The sequence below is a fragment of the Homoserinibacter sp. YIM 151385 genome (assembly GCF_027912415.1).
In the GTDB taxonomy this organism is placed as follows: domain Bacteria; phylum Actinomycetota; class Actinomycetes; order Actinomycetales; family Microbacteriaceae; genus Schumannella.
The window spans coordinates 1,672,473-1,688,274 of the sequence record NZ_CP115175.1; the positions used below are offsets into that span (position 1 = coordinate 1,672,473).

Annotated in this window: 11 protein-coding genes; 5 read left to right on the plus strand and 6 right to left on the minus strand. The window is 67.5% G+C overall.

What is annotated here, in order from left to right:
• The first annotated feature begins 65 nt into the window (after positions 1-65).
• Positions 66-1,496: a xylulokinase gene (gene xylB, locus OF852_RS08125; protein ID WP_271118669.1), complete on the plus strand. Its 1,431-nt coding sequence runs from the start codon at positions 66-68 to the stop codon at positions 1,494-1,496.
• 93 nt (positions 1,497-1,589) lie between these two features.
• Here xylB and OF852_RS08130 read toward each other — a convergent pair whose 3' ends face one another.
• Positions 1,590-2,156 carry a TetR/AcrR family transcriptional regulator gene (locus OF852_RS08130; protein WP_271118670.1) on the minus strand — a complete coding sequence of 189 codons (567 nt, stop codon included), beginning with the start codon at positions 2,154-2,156 and terminating at the stop codon, positions 1,590-1,592.
• A gap of 98 nt (positions 2,157-2,254) precedes the next feature.
• On the opposite strand from OF852_RS08130, the gene OF852_RS08135 reads away from it, so the two are divergent.
• Positions 2,255-3,124: an SDR family NAD(P)-dependent oxidoreductase gene (locus OF852_RS08135; RefSeq protein WP_271118671.1), complete on the plus strand. Its 870-nt coding sequence runs from the start codon at positions 2,255-2,257 to the stop codon at positions 3,122-3,124.
• 171 nt (positions 3,125-3,295) lie between these two features.
• On the opposite strand, the gene OF852_RS08140 is transcribed toward OF852_RS08135, so the two are convergent.
• A complete protein-coding gene (locus OF852_RS08140) occupies positions 3,296-3,796 on the minus strand; it encodes a hypothetical protein (RefSeq protein WP_271118672.1) in 501 nt (166 codons plus the stop codon).
• Between the two features lie 126 nt (positions 3,797-3,922).
• Positions 3,923-4,612 carry a TetR/AcrR family transcriptional regulator gene (locus OF852_RS08145; RefSeq protein ID WP_271118673.1) on the minus strand — a complete coding sequence of 230 codons (690 nt, stop codon included), beginning with the start codon at positions 4,610-4,612 and terminating at the stop codon, positions 3,923-3,925.
• Here OF852_RS08145 and OF852_RS08150 point away from each other — a divergent pair.
• The 3 genes from OF852_RS08150 to OF852_RS08160 are packed head-to-tail and all read left to right on the plus strand — an operon-like array spanning position 4,589 to position 6,185.
• Positions 4,589-4,846 (plus strand): hypothetical protein, encoded by a 258-nt coding sequence (locus tag OF852_RS08150; protein ID WP_271118674.1) that lies wholly within the window; start codon positions 4,589-4,591, stop codon positions 4,844-4,846. The two genes, OF852_RS08145 and OF852_RS08150, sit on opposite strands and share 24 nt — an antisense overlap.
• An 8-nt stretch (positions 4,847-4,854) precedes the next feature.
• Positions 4,855-5,703, plus strand: a complete 849-nt coding sequence (locus OF852_RS08155; RefSeq protein WP_271118675.1) for an SDR family NAD(P)-dependent oxidoreductase — start codon at positions 4,855-4,857, stop codon at positions 5,701-5,703.
• Positions 5,700-6,185, plus strand: a complete 486-nt coding sequence (locus tag OF852_RS08160; RefSeq protein WP_271118676.1) for a nuclear transport factor 2 family protein — start codon at positions 5,700-5,702, stop codon at positions 6,183-6,185. Before OF852_RS08155 ends, OF852_RS08160 begins: the two co-directional genes overlap by 4 nt.
• Positions 6,186-6,848: 663 nt before the next feature.
• On the opposite strand, the gene OF852_RS08165 is transcribed toward OF852_RS08160, so the two are convergent.
• From OF852_RS08165 to OF852_RS08175, 3 genes are all read right to left on the minus strand, one after another.
• Positions 6,849-8,279: an RHS repeat-associated core domain-containing protein gene (locus OF852_RS08165; RefSeq protein WP_271118677.1), complete on the minus strand. Its 1,431-nt coding sequence runs from the start codon at positions 8,277-8,279 to the stop codon at positions 6,849-6,851.
• A 230-nt stretch (positions 8,280-8,509) separates the two neighbouring features.
• Positions 8,510-8,929, minus strand: coding sequence for a hypothetical protein (locus OF852_RS08170; RefSeq protein ID WP_271118678.1), 420 nt, complete (start codon positions 8,927-8,929; stop codon positions 8,510-8,512).
• A gap of 11 nt (positions 8,930-8,940) precedes the next feature.
• Positions 8,941-15,729, minus strand: a complete 6,789-nt coding sequence (locus OF852_RS08175) for a PA14 domain-containing protein (protein ID WP_271118679.1) — start codon at positions 15,727-15,729, stop codon at positions 8,941-8,943.
• Between the last annotated feature and the right edge of the window lie 73 nt (positions 15,730-15,802).

A 15,802-nucleotide genomic window follows, 5' to 3' on the forward strand; every position in this document is an offset into this window, starting at 1 on the left:
TGCCGGGTATTCCGCTCGGCTGGAGCCGGTACGATTTCGCCGACGACACTCCCGAAGGACGGTCCATGCCCCTCGTCGCCGGCATCGACAGCTCGACGCAGAGCTGCAAGGTCGTCGTGCGCGACCTCGACGACGGCCGGATCGTCCGCACCGGCCGCGCCGCGCATCCCCTCGGCACCGAGGTCGACCCCGAGCACTGGTGGCGCGCCCTCCTCGAGGCGGTCGCCGCGGCGGGCGGACTCGAGGATGTCGCGGCGGTCTCGATCGCCGGCCAGCAGCACGGCATGGTCGCGCTCGACGCGGCGGGCGAGACGATCCGCCCCGCCCTCCTCTGGCACGACACGCGCTCGGCACCGCAGGCGCTCGCCCTCATCGAGGAGTTCGGGGCCGCCGAGCTCGCGCGCCGCACCGGCAGCGTGCCGGTCGCCTCCTTCACCGCGACGAAGCTGCGCTGGCTCCGCGAGCACGAGCCGGAGCACGCCGCGCGGGTGGCCGCCGTCGCGCTCCCCCACGACTGGCTGACCTGGCGCCTGCTCGGACGCCGGGCGCCCGGTGCCGCGGGCGGGGCCGCCGTCGACACCGGCCTCGAGGCGCTCCGCACCGACCGCTCGGACGCCTCCGGCACGAGCTACTTCGATCCGCGCCGCGACGAGTACGACCGGGAGCTGCTCACGGCCTCCCTCGGCCACGACGCGATCCTGCCGCGGGTCCTCGGCCCGTCCGAGGCGGCGGGCGAGACCGACGGGGCCGTGGCCGGCATCCCGTCCGGGATCCTCGTCGGCGCGGGCGCGGGCGACAACGCGGGCGCCGCGCTCGGCCTCGGGCTGCGGACCGGGGATGTCGCCGTCTCGATCGGGACGAGCGGCACCGTCTTCGCCGTGACCGACGCGCCCACCGCGGATGCGAGCGGCGCCGTCGCCGGCTTCGCGGACGCGAGCGGCCACCACCTCCCGCTCGCGGCCACCCTGAACGCCGCGCGCGTCCTCGACGCGATCTCGGGGCTCCTCGGGGTCGACCACGACGAGCTCGGCCGCCTCGCGCTCGCCTCGGAGCCGGGCGCCGCGGGCGCCGTGCTCCAGCCCTACTTCGAGGGCGAGCGCACCCCGAACCGCCCCGACGCGACCGCGACGCTCTTCGGGCTGACCCTCGCCTCCACGACCCGCGAGCATCTCGCGCGCGCCGCGATCGAGGGGATGCTGTGCGGCCTCGCCGACGGACTCGACGCCGTGCGCGCGCAGGGCGTCGAGGCGCGGCAGGTCTCGCTCATCGGCGGCGCCGCGCAGAACCGCGCGGTCGCCGCGATCGCAGCGCAGGTGCTCGACCTGCCGATCGCGGTCCCCGTACCCGGGGAGGTCGTCGCGGCGGGCGCGAGCGTGCAGGCCGGCTGGGCACTCACGGGCTCGCGGCCCGTGTGGCCGGTCGAGATCGCGGACCGGCCGGACGCCGCGCACGAGCCGCGCATCCTCGAGCAGTACCGGGCGCGCGTCGCCGGCTGAGCGCGGCGCTCATCGGCGCGAGGTCGTGAGCCGCGCGCCATTGACGCCGCCCGCCCGGATGCGAGCCCGGGCGCCTCAACCCGGCATCCTGCTTCAACGCCTGAGCAGGCTCAGCACGTCGCTGACGAGGTCGGCAGCGTCGGCGCGCCCTTTGCCGTCTGCGGCGAGGTGCCCTGCGGTCTGGAGCTCGGCGGCTCCGCGCACCATCGCGCGCAGCAGCGCGGAGACCCGCTCCGGCTCGCCGGGGGCGATGGCGCCACTCGCCTGCGCGTCGGCGACCGTGCGGGCCATGAGGGCGGAGGACTCGAGCGCGACGCCGTCGAGCACCTCGGTCGACTCCCACCGACCGTAGATCAACCGGTACCGCTCGGGATACGCGACGGCGCGGGCGACCTGCTCGGCGCACGAGCGTTCGAGCGCGTCGACGGGCGGAGCGCCGGCATCGAGGTCGCGTGCGAGCGCCTGGTGGAGGTGCGTGAGCTCGAGCGCCGCGAGCTCGGCCAGCAGGAGCTCCTTGCTGTCGAAGTGCTTGTAGGGGGCGTTGTGCGAGACGCCGCTGCGCCGGCCGACCTCGCGCAGCGTCACCGCCGCGGGCCCGCCCTCGTCGAGGAGCTCCTGTGCGGCATGCAGCAGTCTGCCGCGGGTGTCGACGGGGCTCATGGCCTTCTCCGCTCACGTGGTTGACAAGGTCAACTTCGATGATACAGTTCTCGTCGGTTGACGACGTCAACCAGCCCGAACGAATAAGGAGCTTCACCATGAAGGCACTCATCACCGGCGCGACCAGCGGCATCGGCGAGGCGCTCGCGCAGCGCTTCGCCGCCGACGGCCACGACGTCGTCCTGGTCGGCCGCAGCGCGGACCGCCTCGCCGCGACCGCGGCGAAGCTGCAGCGCATCGCCCCGACCGTGCAGATCACGACCGAGCAGGCCGATCTCGGCGACCTCGAGCAGGTTCGCGCACTCGCCGACCGCCTGGTCACCCAGGGCGCCCTCGACGTCGTCATCAGCAACGCCGCCCTCATCGCGCCCGTCGACCAGCGCGACGCGGCCGGCGTGCCGCTGACCATCGCGGTGAACTACGTCGCGCCCTACCTCCTGCTGCGCCGCCTCGTCGAGGTCTTCCCGCAGCACGCCGCCCGCTACGTCATCCTCGGTGCCGAGCCCGCCGGGTCGGCGAACCTCGTGGTCGATGTCGACGACCTCACCTACCGGGGCGTCGACCTGCTCTTCCCGGACGACGACCTGCGCGCCTTCGCCCTCTACGGGCACAGCAAGAACATGGACGTCATGCTCGCCGCCGGCCTCGCCGAGCGCCTCGCCGGCACCGCCATCACCGTCAACGGCGCCCACCCCGGCATCATCGGCGGCACCGGCATCATGGGCGGCATCGACGGACTCGCCGAGAAGGCCCTCGCGATGTTCGGCGCGACGGAGCACGACGTCCCGCTCCCCGAGGATGGCGCCGACACGCCCTACTGGGTCGCCACCGCCCCAGATCTCGAGGGCGTCACCGGCCGCTACTTCGCGAACCGCGAGGAGGTCGAGACCGCTCCGCACACCACCGCCCCGGAGCGCCTCGCCCGCCTCTGGACCACCACCGCCCAGCACGTCGGCCTCCCCGCCTGACACGCGCGCCGGGTGCGCTCGAGCGCAGCTCCGCCGAAGGAGCCGTCGATCAACCGCGGATCGCTGGGCCATCGATCCGGCCGCGCGAGCGAGAGCTTCGTCTCCCGCCCGCACGGCCGGATCGTCGGCATCGGCGGCGCCGCTCCGGACCGCGCGCGCCGCCGGACGGCGTCAGTCGTTCTCGGGGTCGGCCTGCGGTCCCTGATCCCAGGCGTAGTAGGTGTCGTCGACCTGGAATGCGATCCAGCGTCCGCAGTCCCAGCCGTCGGCAGGCACGTCCGGCCACCAGTCGGTCCTCAGCACGGTCTCGCCCGAGATGGGTCCCTTCGCGCAGTAGCCCGCGGTGATGCCGTCCTCGCTCGACCAACGCAGGTTCGCTCCGACTCGTTGATAGTCGACGTGGAGCGACACGTCGGTCGCATCGCCGCTCAGGAAGCGCGGGATGCGCCATGCCTCCTCGGACGCGCGAGCCTCGTCCGCCGATGCGAAGTCGAACTGAGGGGTGCCCTGCAGCCCTTCTTGCTCGAAGAGCGAACAGCCCGCGAGGGATGCGATCGCGGCCGCGGCCGTGGCGGCGGCGATACTGCCGCGAAGAATTCGTGTTCGTGTGGTCATACATCGATGGTCGGGAGCGGTCGCGTCGGTTTCGACATGCTCGGGGATGACCTGCATCGTCCGCTCGGGTGAACGGCGTTCAGCCGGTCGGATCGTCAGCCGCGGCGGGACCGACGGCCGCACGCCGCCTCCGTATCCGGCAGATCCGCGCATCGGGCAGGACGCAGACTTCCTCGCGCCCGATCACGGCGCGGCACCCCGCACGAACTGGTCGACGGCGGTCTCGACGAGCGCGTCCAGACGCCCGAGGTCGACGAGCCCCGTATTGACGAGCGTCACGAGCCCGTTGATCGTGGCGTACAGGACGAGGCCGATCTCCTCGACCGGACCGGCTCGCAGCCTCCCCGTCGCCTGACCCTCCCGGATCAGATCGACGAGCGGCGCGAACGCCTCGTTCGCGGCGTGCTCGACCGCCGGATGCTGCGGCCGGTGCTTCGCGGCGTTCATCAGCGCGAGGAGCTCCGGGTCGTCGGTCGCGAAGCGGGCGAAGGCCGCCGTCGCGCCCGCGACCTGTGCCGAGAACGATGTCGCGTCGCCGCCGATCGACGCGCGGATCGACGTTCCGAGACGACGGAACCCCCGCTCCGCGAGCGCATCGAGCAGATCGCGCTTGTCCGAGAAGTGCCGGCGGGGTGCGCCATGACTCACGCCCGCTTCACGCGCGAGATCACGCAGCGAGAGCTGCTCGACGCCGCCGCTGCGCAGACTGAGTTCGGCAGCATCGAGCAGTGCCACGCGCAGGCCGCCGTGGTGATACGGGCGCCGCTGCGACTGATCGCTCACGAGATCGAGGCTACCGGCAGCTGTAGGCATTGACAACATGGTGTTGACAGTGGCTACATTGTGCTCATGTCCGCTTTCGGAGTCAATCACCTGAGCCACTTCGCGCTCACCAACCTGCTGCTGCGACGGATCCGCGACCGCGTGTTCACCGTCGGCTCACTCGGACATCTCATCGGCAGGATCGACTTCGCCGACCTCGACTGGACGAGCCGCGCGTACCGCCCGTACGGCGCCTATGTGCAGTCGAAGCTCGCGAATCACCTGTTCGCGTACGAGCTGCATCGCCGACTCGTCAGCATCAGCTCCACGGTGACGCAACGGTGACGCGGCCGATGAACGAGCTGATCCTCGTCTCCGGCGCGTCGACCGGGATCGGAGCAGCCACAGCGCGTGCGCTGGCGACGCGCGGGTTCCATGTCCTCGCGGGCGTCAGGCGCGATGACGACGCCGAGGCCATCAGCGCCGAAGGCATCGAGCCGATCAGACTGGACGTCACGGACCCCGCCGACGTCGCGGCACTTCGCGCGCGCGTCGACGCCGATCCGCACAGCAGGCCGCTGCGAGCGATCATCAACAACGCGGCGATCGAGATCAATGCGCCTGTCGAGGTGCTCCCGCTCGAGATCTGGCGACGACAGTTCGAGGTCAACCTGTTCGGACACATCGCTGTGACCCAGAGCCTGCTGCCCGCTCTGCGGAAGAGCCGAGGTCGGATCGTCAACATCAGCTCGGTCGGAGCCCAGATCGCCCTGCCCATCTACGGCGCCTACGCGGGAACCAAAGCCGCATTCGAGGCGGCCAGCGATGCGTTACGCCGCGAAGTCGCCGCACAGGGCATCGAGGTCGTGATCGTCCGATCCGGAGGAGTGCGGACCCCGATGGCGGCAGAGAGCGGCCCGCTCTCCCTCAGACTCGCCGAGCAGATGAGCGCCGAGCACTCTCACCTCTACGGCGACCTGATCAGCGCGACCGTGGCCTTCCAGGCCAGGTTCCTCGACCGCGCGATCACTGCCGAGCGCGCCGCCCGTCGGATCGCGCAGGTCGCCATCGCGAAGCGACCGCGCACCACCTACACGCTCGGCCCGGATGCGGCGCTCACCCTGCCGTTGAACCGCCTCCTCCCGACCCGCCTCATGGATCGAATCCTTACTCCCCGGAACCCGAAGGGCCCCACACCATGACCACCGACACCGACCGCGCCGAGATCATCGAGCTCTTCGGTCGCTACGCCGATATCGCCGATCTGAAGGACTTCGACGAGCTGCCTCCGCTCGTCCACACCGACCCCTTCACCATGGACTTCGAATCCGTCACCGGCATGCCGCCACAGCAGACGACGCTCGCCGACTACGTGACGGCCCTCAGCGGCGCGTTCGCACCGTTCGACGCCACCCACCACGCCATCACCGGACACGTGGTCGAGGTCACGGGAGACCGTGCGACCGCCCACGCCCAGGTGCGGGCCGAACACTGGGTGCCGCGGGAGCTCGCGGAGGGCGGGCCGAACCGGTGGCTCGTCGTCGGGCACTACGACAACGACGTCGTCCGGACAGCGCACGGGTGGCGATTCAGCACAGTCAGACTCGCCGCCGCATTCCAGGAGAACGCGCATCTCATCGAGCGAATCCACACCGACCCGAGAGGCGGAGACAGGAACGTGTGACAGGCCAGAGCGAATGACGTGGCGGAGACTATCGGCGCTCAGTTATCGGGTGTTGGAGACCCGTTCGCCGTGCCGCCTCGACTCGAGTGCAGATCTCCGTGACTGTCTTCTCCGCTTCCGCGCGGAGCGGCTCGGTGAGCGCAGTAGCTCGCGTAACAGGACGGGTCGACCTTGACTCGTCTTGGGTCGGGGCCTTCTTCGCCGGCCGCCGGTAGGAATTGAGGGTCGCGTGACGCTCGTGAATCGACCATTCGATCTTGCTGCGCCTCACAGCGTCATTCAGCGCCCCCGCCAGCGGCTCCATCGGCGCGATCGCGACGGATGACAACTCCTGCCGGCCGATGCGTCCGCCAGAGCGGTGACACCTAGTATCGCGATCGCTCAAGCGGGCGGCCTGCCGAGCCACGCCCGCCAGCCTCAGGGTTCCACTACAGGCGCGTAATCCCGAAGACGATCCCGAATATCCCGAGCGCGACCCCTACGATTCCAACGAAGGCGATCATGCCAGCCGAGGGCGCTCTGAAGAAGCGCGTGGATTCTCTTGCCTCATACCTGGAGTACAGATTCGCTAGAGGCTTACGCCACCTGATCATCGCTAGCCCGAGCAAACAGGCCGGAACGCCGAAGAACAAGATCGTCATCCATACATTGCTCATGAACACCTCACAGTGGTACGTCCCACGATCCGCTAAATCCTGCCGAACAGCCCAGTTGGGCCCCGGCCGCCGCCCCGGCCGCAATATAGCCAGTCCCCGGTCCGCCCCAACCGGCCTCGATGTTGCCGCCGCCTGTTACCACGGCGCTGCAGCGCCCGAGCACCGCCATGCCGGCTGATCCCCCCAAGGTTAGTACCGGCCCCACTGAGACACCGACTTCGTTGCCGGCCCCGGCTTGGACTGAAATTCTGAGGGCATCGCTGTTGATGTAAGACACACCCACGCCCGCACACACGAAGAAACAAGCATCAAAACTCACGCCGACACCCACCTTGTTGACGACGGCCGCACGCACTTCCTTCCGGACAGTCTCAATGAGGTCTTCAACCCACTGCGGAAGGCTGAACTTAGGCCGATCCGGCGACGGCGGAGCTGGCCCGAGCGCGATCCCACCTCGTGAGGTGCGCCCTGGTCTAGCCTTCTTCGCCGCTGCCATCGCCTTGATCGCCGCCAGGGTGCCGATCCCGTCGATCCACATGACCTCACCGCTCAGGTCGAAGCCGTTGATGGGATCGGAGGGGTAGTCGTAGTTGTTGGTGACGCCGCCTTCGACCGGGTCCACCTCCAGGAACCGCCCGAGCGCCGGCGCGTAGACCCGCGCTCCCATCTGGATGATGTGAATGCTGCCCTGCCGCTCGGTGAGCTTGCGGTGTGAGCCCACCCACCCGTAGTCCGCATCCGAACCGCCGATCGTGTCGGGTCCGGCATCGTCCGCAGCCGATGTGCCGATCCGTCCGGTGACCGGGTCGATCGGCTGTCCGAACGGGTCGTATGTCGCACGTGTTCCGGTGCGAGCGCCGGCGTCGTCGGCGGTGAGGATCAGGTCACCGTGCAGGTTCGGGTACGCCCACCGCTCGTCCGCACCCGCGGGCAGGGTCACCATCGCCCCGCCGGGCAGCGAGATCGTGCGCTCCAGGACCTGCCCGGCTTGGTTGAGCGTCGCCCACGCCCCGTCCCCGTCACCGGTGAAGGTGAAGCGGAGCACCTCCGGGTTCTCGCCTGGTGGAGTCATGGTGCGCTCGATGATTCGATCGGATGCGTCTCGCAGGTACTCGATCACCGTCCCGTCGTCGAGTTCCGATCGGATGTGCCGGTCGGCGACGTCGTAGACCAGCCGGTGGTCGGCGAGGCGGGTCGTGTTGCCGTGCGCGTCATAGGTCAGCGACGGCAGCGGGGCCGTCATCGACAGGCTCACGCTGCCGACCGGCGCCGTGTCCGGGTGCGCGCCCGTCACCTGGGTTCCGGTGAGGCGGTCCACCCAGTCGTGGCAGTAGGTCACGGTTGTCGGGGTGCCGCCGTCGAAGGTGTCCGAGAACGAGGTGCGGTTGCCGAAGTTTACGGCCGCGGTGTCCTCTGCAAACGCGTTTCGCCCTCGCATGCGGATTCGACATCGCGATCACCGGTGGTCACTGGACCGGACATAACGAGGATTATCGGACATCTGAGAATCGCGATAATGGCTGGACCGCCTTTTGGCAATGCGATAGCTCACAACCCCCGAGCCCAAGGGTGCGGTCCTGCAAGCGCCTGGTTGAGCGAGGCTTCAGCTGATCGAGGTCCCGCAACGCACCTCGGCTGATCGCGCACTATAACTGCCTTCAGTCCGCGTCAGTCATCATCGGCCGCGGAGACCTTTTCGAATTTAGTGATGGTGGCTGTAAGCCTCGACAACGCTTCGCTACCGGTCTCGGCGTTGTCGCGTTCGACGATGCACACCCATTTGAACGTCTCGTCGCCTCCCGTCACCGCCTCCGTCCCGCCGGTTTCGAGCTTGCCCTCAAGTCGGTACCGATAGGGGCCGGAGCCGTCCTCCGGTGTGCTTTCCTGGATGGGGTCAGAGATATCGGAGAGCTGGGTTCTCTGGGGCGCGCGATCAGAGGGCCGCAGCGATCCGTCAGCGGCTGCCCATGCGCAGGCGCGAGCGAAGCCGTCTTGAGATCCTGAGTACTCGACCTCGATGTCATCCGACTCCGTGTAGCTCGAGCAGCCAGCCAGAAGACCCGCCGACGCAGCGGCCGCCAGTGCCACTCGCATCGATCTCACCAGTTGCACGCGCCCCCCAGCCCTCGCTGCTCTATGATCCTTGCTCCCGCTGACATACCCCAGTCGGGGAGGTCCGGACGTCTCATTTCCAGATCGTAGTAGGGATCGTTTGTGTACACGAGACCAGAATGCCCGGCAACATGGCAATCATATTGTTGCTTCACCGACGGTACGTCTAGCAGATGGCCGTGCGCCTCGACCAACTGCTTCCACCCGAGTTCACCGAGTGAACCATTGGCCAGCTCGAACGTGAACGCGGGTGTGAATTTCACTCTGAGTTTCGGTCGCCCGCCCTGACCTTCCTCCACGATCACCTCGGAGTACTCGAATCTCTCACCGGCTGGGTAACGCACACGCTTTCGCGCAATGTGTACTCGGGCTCGTAGCGCAGCAGACGCCCGGCGGGACTGCTCGTGAAAACGCTCGATGACAGCGATCGATCGACTGATACCGCGATTGCCGCCCGGGCCGCCGCTACAGAAGTTTCTGACGCACATGCGTTCACCTGACAGATCGAAGCCGTTAATTGGATCCGCGGGGTAGTCGTAATCGTTCGACACGCCGCCTTCGATCGGGTCAATCCCGAGGAATCGGCCCAAGGCCGGCACATATACTCGGGCACCCATCTGAATGACGTGGATGTTCCCCTGTCGCTCTGTGAGCTTCCGGTGCGAGCCGACCCACCCGTAGCCAGCATCTGAGCCGCCGATCGTATCGGGGCCGGAGTCGTCCGAGGTATTAGTGCCGATTAGCCCAGTGAGGGGATCGATCGGCTGCCCGAATGGGTCGTACGATGACCGCGCCCCGGTTCGCGCTCCGTTCGAGTCCGCCGTCACGATCAGGTCACCGTGGAGATTTGGGTACGACCAAGTCGCGTTTCCACCCGCCGGCAGAGTCATCATTGCTCCGCCTGGCAAGGAAATCGACCGCTCGATCACGTGACCCGCCCCGTTCAATGTTGCCCATGCCCCGTCACCCGAGCCGGTGAATGCGAAACGGAGCACCTCTGGCGCCTCGCCAGGCACGCTGAGAGTACGTTGGATGATCCGATCGGACGCGTCCCGCAGGTACTCGACGACGGTTCCGTCGTCGAGTTCAGAACGTATATGCCGGTTAGCTGCGTCGTAAGAGAGCTGATGGTCGGAAAGTCGAGTCGTGTTCCCATGCGCGTCGTACGTCAGCGAGGGCATCGGGCCTTCCATAGTCAGGTTTACGCTTCCGACCGGCGCGGTGTCCGGGTGCGCACCTGCAACTTGAGTTGCGGTAAGCCGGTCCGCCCAGTCGTGACAATACGTGACCGTCGTCGGAATTCCGCCATCGAGGGTGTCTGAGAAAGACGTGCGGTTGCCGCTCTTGCCGGCGTGCGAATTTTCACCGCAGCTGGTGTTCATATCGAAGCGATACTCGAGTACGTGTCTTGGGATTTCCGCCTTCGTCAGCCGGCCGGCGGCATCATATGTGTAGTCGGAAATTTCTACGGTTGTGTCGTCGGTGAGAACGCTCCGAACGATACGGCCAGCCTGCGATCTCTTGACTTGCTCTGCCACGTCGGCGCCGGTGGCGAAGTTCCAGGTGGAGCCGGTCTGTACGCCGGCAGCGTTTCGAGTGAGGCTGGTGAGAGCGGAGCCATTGCCATACTCGACCGATTCGAGGAGTCCTGTGGGGCCATATGTGGACTGAGCCATCTCCACCCCGTCGACAGTCGTGGTGAGCAGGTTCCCGTCCAGGTCATAGGTGAACTCACTGACCGAGTCGGCGCCCGAGGGCGGCTCGACCTTGGTCGAGAGCACCCGGCCTGTCCTCGATTCGTACTCCGAGCTCGTCCTAGTACCCCAGACATCCACATACGAGACCGACTGGCCGAGCACATCAATCTCTGCCGTCGTCGTTCCGGTTGGATCGGTCGTTGCAGCCACCAACGGGTTGCCGCCTACTGCATAGTCATTGGTCACTACGCGCTGGGGTTCGCCTCCGAAGGCGGCATAGGTTGAACTTGTTGCTCTCCCCCGGGTGTCGTAGGTGACGCACGACCAGTCGCTGTCGCCGGATCGCTTGGTGCCGACGGTGCGGCCCATGACGTCGTAGACGTACTGCGTCTGGAGCCGGTTGCCGGAGGAGTTGAGCGGTCCCTGCGAGCTCTTCGCCATCCCGTACTGCTTGCCGCTGGCATTCGTGCAGGTATTGGCGAGCGCGTTCTCGGTGGCGCCGTAGGCCTGGAACTTGGACTCACCGGCGTCCGAGCTCGCACCGACCGCCGCCGGGAGGCGCTTCGTGAGGCGGCGCAGGAACCCGTCGCCGGGCTGCTCGTACGTGGTCGCGGTCGCGAGTGCGAGGCCGTCGGGGTCGACGATCGACTTGGTCGCCGCGCCGAGCCACGGGTGCTCGTACTGGACGCTCGCCGTCAGCGAGGTGACCTGGGTGGCGGCGACACCGGCGGGCGCTTCGTCGTGGGTGATGGTCTTGTTCGCGAGACCGTAGTCCGGCGACAGTGCCGACGCGGGGACGGCCTCCCACGGGGTGCTCGCGCCGGGGCGCTTCCACTGCAGTCGGAGCTTGGCGTTGCCGGTCCGGTCGACGTAGTGGAGGCGGATCTTCTCCTGCTGCCCGGCCGTCGCGGGGTAGGTGAACGGCACGGTCAGCTGCGCACCTTCGTTGTTCCACCGGTCGAGCACCTCGATGTCGTCGAGCCACATCGAGACGCCGTCGTCGGCGTTGATGCGGAACTGGTAGTCGCCGGTGTCGGGGAAGGTGATGAGGCCGGTGATGCGGGCGGACCAGTTGTTGTTGCTGGTCGCGCCGAGCTCGGCCGGCTGAGAGGCGACCCAGTCGTGATCGATCACGCCGCCCTGTTCGTCGTCCTCGAGGCCGAAGGTGTGGATCTTCGGGACGCCGGCGAGGTAGGGGTTGGCGTGGTACATGACGTGCAGCCCATGAAGCGATTCGTCGTACCGCGTCTCCGAGTGCGCCGGCGTGATCGGGCAGCTGGCGAGCGGTGTCCGATCCGCGGCGAAGCAGCTCGCGGGTGCGGGGCCGTAGCTGTGGGTGGGGCGGTCGCTCGAGTCGTAGATCGTGGTGGTCATCAGCCCCTGCGGGTCGGTGGCCGAGAGCACCTTGTCTTTCGGATCCCACACCTGGGTTGCGGTGAGGCCCATCGCGCTCGTGGTCGTGAGCTGCCGCCACGCATCATCGAAGGTGACGGTGGTGGCGTGCGTCCCAGGGGGCATGTCGAGGCCGTCGACGTCGACGTGAGTCGTGTCGGCGGCGGCGTAGGTGTAGATCTTCTTCGGCCGGTCTGCCGCGGTGGCCCCGTCGGGGGCGGGAAGGGTGACCGAGGTGATCTTGCCCTCCGTGTCGTACTCGAGCTGGGTGGTGACGAGCTCAGGAGTGGCGGTCGGGTTGACGGCGAGCCAGTCCATCGCGAGCGAGTCGGTGATGGCGTTCAGCCGTCCGAGGCTGTCGCCGTAGGAGAAGCGCGTGATCTCCGACCCCGGGTCTTCGATCTCTCCGAGCCGGTAGACCTTGAGGTCGGGGACGTTGTTGCCGGGAAGGTCGACGATCTGCTCGGTGTACTTCAGCTTCGTCTTCGTGCCGTCCGGGTAGCGGATCTCGCACAGGTACCCGGGGTGCGGCCGCTTGAAGTCACCTGCGGTATCGCACGTGGGAGTCGTGCTGCTGGTCTCGTAGTGGAAGGTGACCTGCCGGTCGTAGACCGGTGGATTCGCGGTTCCGACCCGGGATGCCGGGTCGCTGATCGAATCCAGGACGGATGTCCCGGGCTTGTAGGCCGGGATCGGCGTCGACTCCTTCTTCGAGTCCCCCGGCGCGGCGACGGCACTGAGCTTGCCGGCCTTCGTGAACGAGTACACGGTGCCGTCATCCTCGACGAGCGTCACCGCACCCTTGCTGTCGAGGGCGAGAGTGCCGTACTCGCCCTTCGGGGTCTTGAAGCTGCGCTTCGTGGCCTCCCCGTTCTTCTTCGTCTTCTTCTTCGGATAGGTGTGCTTGCCGCCCTTCCGGTCGGTCAGCACGACCGCGGACTCGGTGACCTTCGCCTTCACGTAGGCGCTTGGGCCGCCGACCAGCGGCGCCGACGCGTCCCATCCGGCGGGGAGGGTCTGCTCGTCCGGGGTGAACCACTGGGACGGCACGACGAAAGACGGGCCGTAGGTGCTGCCGGTCATCTCGCGGGCCCAAAGCGAGACCTCAGCGCCGTTGCGGTGATCGAAGAACGCAAACCGCATCGGCACCGCGGAGCCGTTGAAGGTGTGGTTGCCGCCCCACTTGAGTCCGGTGCGGTCGACGTCCCAAGCATCGAAGACGGTCTTCTCGGCCGCCCCAGGCGGTGCGAGGATCATCTTGACGCCGGCGTCTCGCCGGTACCCGAACTGCCACTTCCCCGCCGGCGGACGGATCTGCCCGGTCCACCGGATCATGAAGTCATCGTGCGGCACACCCTCCGCGGGCGACTCGTTCTTCGCCCACTTCGCGTTGATGGCCGACTCGGTGCGCACCAGCACCGGCTCACGACTGCCGAAGATGTACGACGGCTCGGTCTCGCCCTCGTCGATCGCGTTGTAGTACGACGCGGTGAGTCCGAACTCGGAATCCGGCGCGGTCAGGGTGTCGTAGTTGAACGACATCCCCATCGGCCCGCCGAGGGTGTTCACCATCGGAGAGCCGAAGCTGAGGTTGCCGTTGCCGTTCGCGAGGTTCACCGTGATCGGCCCAGCGGTGTCCTGCGGTGACGGACCGGCAGTCCCGACGCGACGGTTGACGGTGAAGGAGTGCGTCCAGGAGGCGTCGAGCTCGGAGTCCACACCGTCGTCGGTGAGGATCATGTACGAGTACCGTCCACCGTCCTCGAGGACCCCGGTCGGCACCGTGAACGACGGCGACGGCTTCCACTCGGAGGTGTACACAACGCCGTTGATGCCGTCGTCGCCGGTCACGACACGCAGCCGATACGTGACTGGCGACGACGGTGTCGACGAGTCCGGGTCGGTGACGGTGCCGGTCGTGATGGTCGGGGTGAGCGAGGTGATGACCGCGTCATCGTCGATGCTCGCCGAGGCTTCGGCGGGAGTCGGCGCCGGCTGCTGTGTGGTGAAGTTGCGGCCGTCCTGGGACTCGTCGAACTTGTCCGGCCCCAGAGCGTTGAAAAACTTGTCGCGGACGTACGCCTTCCAGTAGTACTTCTTCCCCGGATCGAGAGGGCCGCTCGGGACCTGCTGCTCGGCCTCCTTCGACCAGTCCGACTCCCACACGGTGTCCGAGTGATCCGACTTCGTGCTGATCCGATACTTGAACGCAAGACCATCACCGGAGGGATCAGTCGCGGTGATCTTGAACGTCGGCATCAGCGACACCTTCGTCTCTCCGTTCCCCGGAGACGGGGCGGGAGCTCCCGTGATGTCAGGGAGGTTCTTATAGGCCACACCGAGCTGGAGGTCGAGCTGCTTGTAGCTGTACGCGGAGCCCTCAGCTCCTCGGATCATCAGGCTCTTCCCGACGACCTCCTTTCGCACCCAGTACTCGATCTGCTCTTGCAGGTTCGGGCCGTTGGCAGTGCCCGACGTGTCGATGCTCCACAACTGCAGACGCTCGCCCACACAGGAGTATCCGGCGCAGTCGGAGGTGTTGACCGATCCCTGCTGCGAAGTCGTGGTCCCTCCGACATACCCGGCGCCGAGAGCAACTTCCCATACCTGCTTGCCGAAGAGATTCGAGTACGGGAACTTCACCTGCGAACGCCAGTAGGCGTTCGTGTTCGATTCGCGGGTGTTGCCGATGAACACGCCGTCCGTCCGGGTGGCGCCGTTCGACTTGAACGCCGCCACGTTGCTGTCGCCGTAGGTCGTCGTCGGGTCCACCGACACCGGGTACACACGGGCAGGGTCCGTCAGCCAGTCCAGATCCGGGGCGAGCGAGAACCACCACTTCGATCCCGCCTCGACCACCGTCGCATCGACCGGCGCGCTCGCCGGCTCACGCATCCCCTCGACCCCGGAGGAATCCCACATGAGCGGCGCCGGGATCGAGAAACGGATCTCATCGTCGGCATCGAGGAACTCGAAACCGCCGAGCTCGTTCTCCACGATCTCCAGACCGGGAGCGTCGACCTCGAAGACCCACACCGGCGCCGAGTCCGGGGCGCCGTCGAGGACGAGCGTCTCCTTGACCGCACCGGTCTGGACCTCGTAATTGAGGTCGACACCGGAGAACACGTTCGCGTAGGTGACCTCGTTGTCGTCCGCCGTCGCCGGACGCGCCGCAGCGCCGAGCAGCGAGAAGGACACGTCGTAGTCGCCATCCGTCACCGTGAGCAGATCCGGATTGCTCGAGGAGTTCTCGAACTCCGGCGCCAGCGGGTGCTCATCCGCGACCAGATCCCCTCCCCCGGCCGAGACGACCTCGTCGGACGCGGCAACCCACTCCCCGTCTGCCAGCTGCACGTTCTTCGGCAGCCGCGACAGCAGGGAGACGTTCATGCCGTCGCCGGCGTCGTAGACGGTCTCGTACAGCGAACGCGAGATCACATCGGACTCGGCCGGGACGAAGTCCTCGAGCACGTCCGCATCGACACCTGCACCCTCCGCCGGCGTCGACACCTCCGTGTCGCCCGCCGACAGCGAGGCGTCCCCGGAGAAGTCACCCTGCGGCACGAACTGCGCTTCGCCCTCCACCACCGCGTTGGGGATCAGCGGGACCGCGCTGTGCGTGCCCGGATCGGTGAGATCGACCTCGACGGACTCAGCCGCAGCGTGAGGGACCTCGGCCGCCGTCAACGTCCCGGCGACAAGTGCGGTCGCGGTCAGAGCGACAAGGCAGACAGTCCGAACCGAATGCGAAAGGAGTGAC

What these genes read in the sequence shown, in the direction of transcription:
- xylB (WP_271118669.1), top strand. Translation starts at nt 66, where the DNA reads ATGCCCCTCGTCGCCGGCATCGACAGCTCGACGCAGAGCTGCAAGGTC.
- OF852_RS08130 (WP_271118670.1), bottom strand. Translation starts at nt 2,156, where the DNA reads ATGAGCCCCGTCGACACCCGCGGCAGACTGCTGCATGCCGCACAGGAG.
- OF852_RS08135 (WP_271118671.1), top strand. Translation starts at nt 2,255, where the DNA reads ATGAAGGCACTCATCACCGGCGCGACCAGCGGCATCGGCGAGGCGCTC.
- OF852_RS08140 (WP_271118672.1), bottom strand. Translation starts at nt 3,796, where the DNA reads ATGCAGGTCATCCCCGAGCATGTCGAAACCGACGCGACCGCTCCCGAC.
- OF852_RS08150 (WP_271118674.1), top strand. Translation starts at nt 4,589, where the DNA reads ATGTCCGCTTTCGGAGTCAATCACCTGAGCCACTTCGCGCTCACCAAC.
- OF852_RS08155 (WP_271118675.1), top strand. Translation starts at nt 4,855, where the DNA reads ATGAACGAGCTGATCCTCGTCTCCGGCGCGTCGACCGGGATCGGAGCA.
- OF852_RS08160 (WP_271118676.1), top strand. Translation starts at nt 5,700, where the DNA reads ATGACCACCGACACCGACCGCGCCGAGATCATCGAGCTCTTCGGTCGC.
- OF852_RS08165 (WP_271118677.1), bottom strand. Translation starts at nt 8,279, where the DNA reads ATGCGAGGGCGAAACGCGTTTGCAGAGGACACCGCGGCCGTAAACTTC.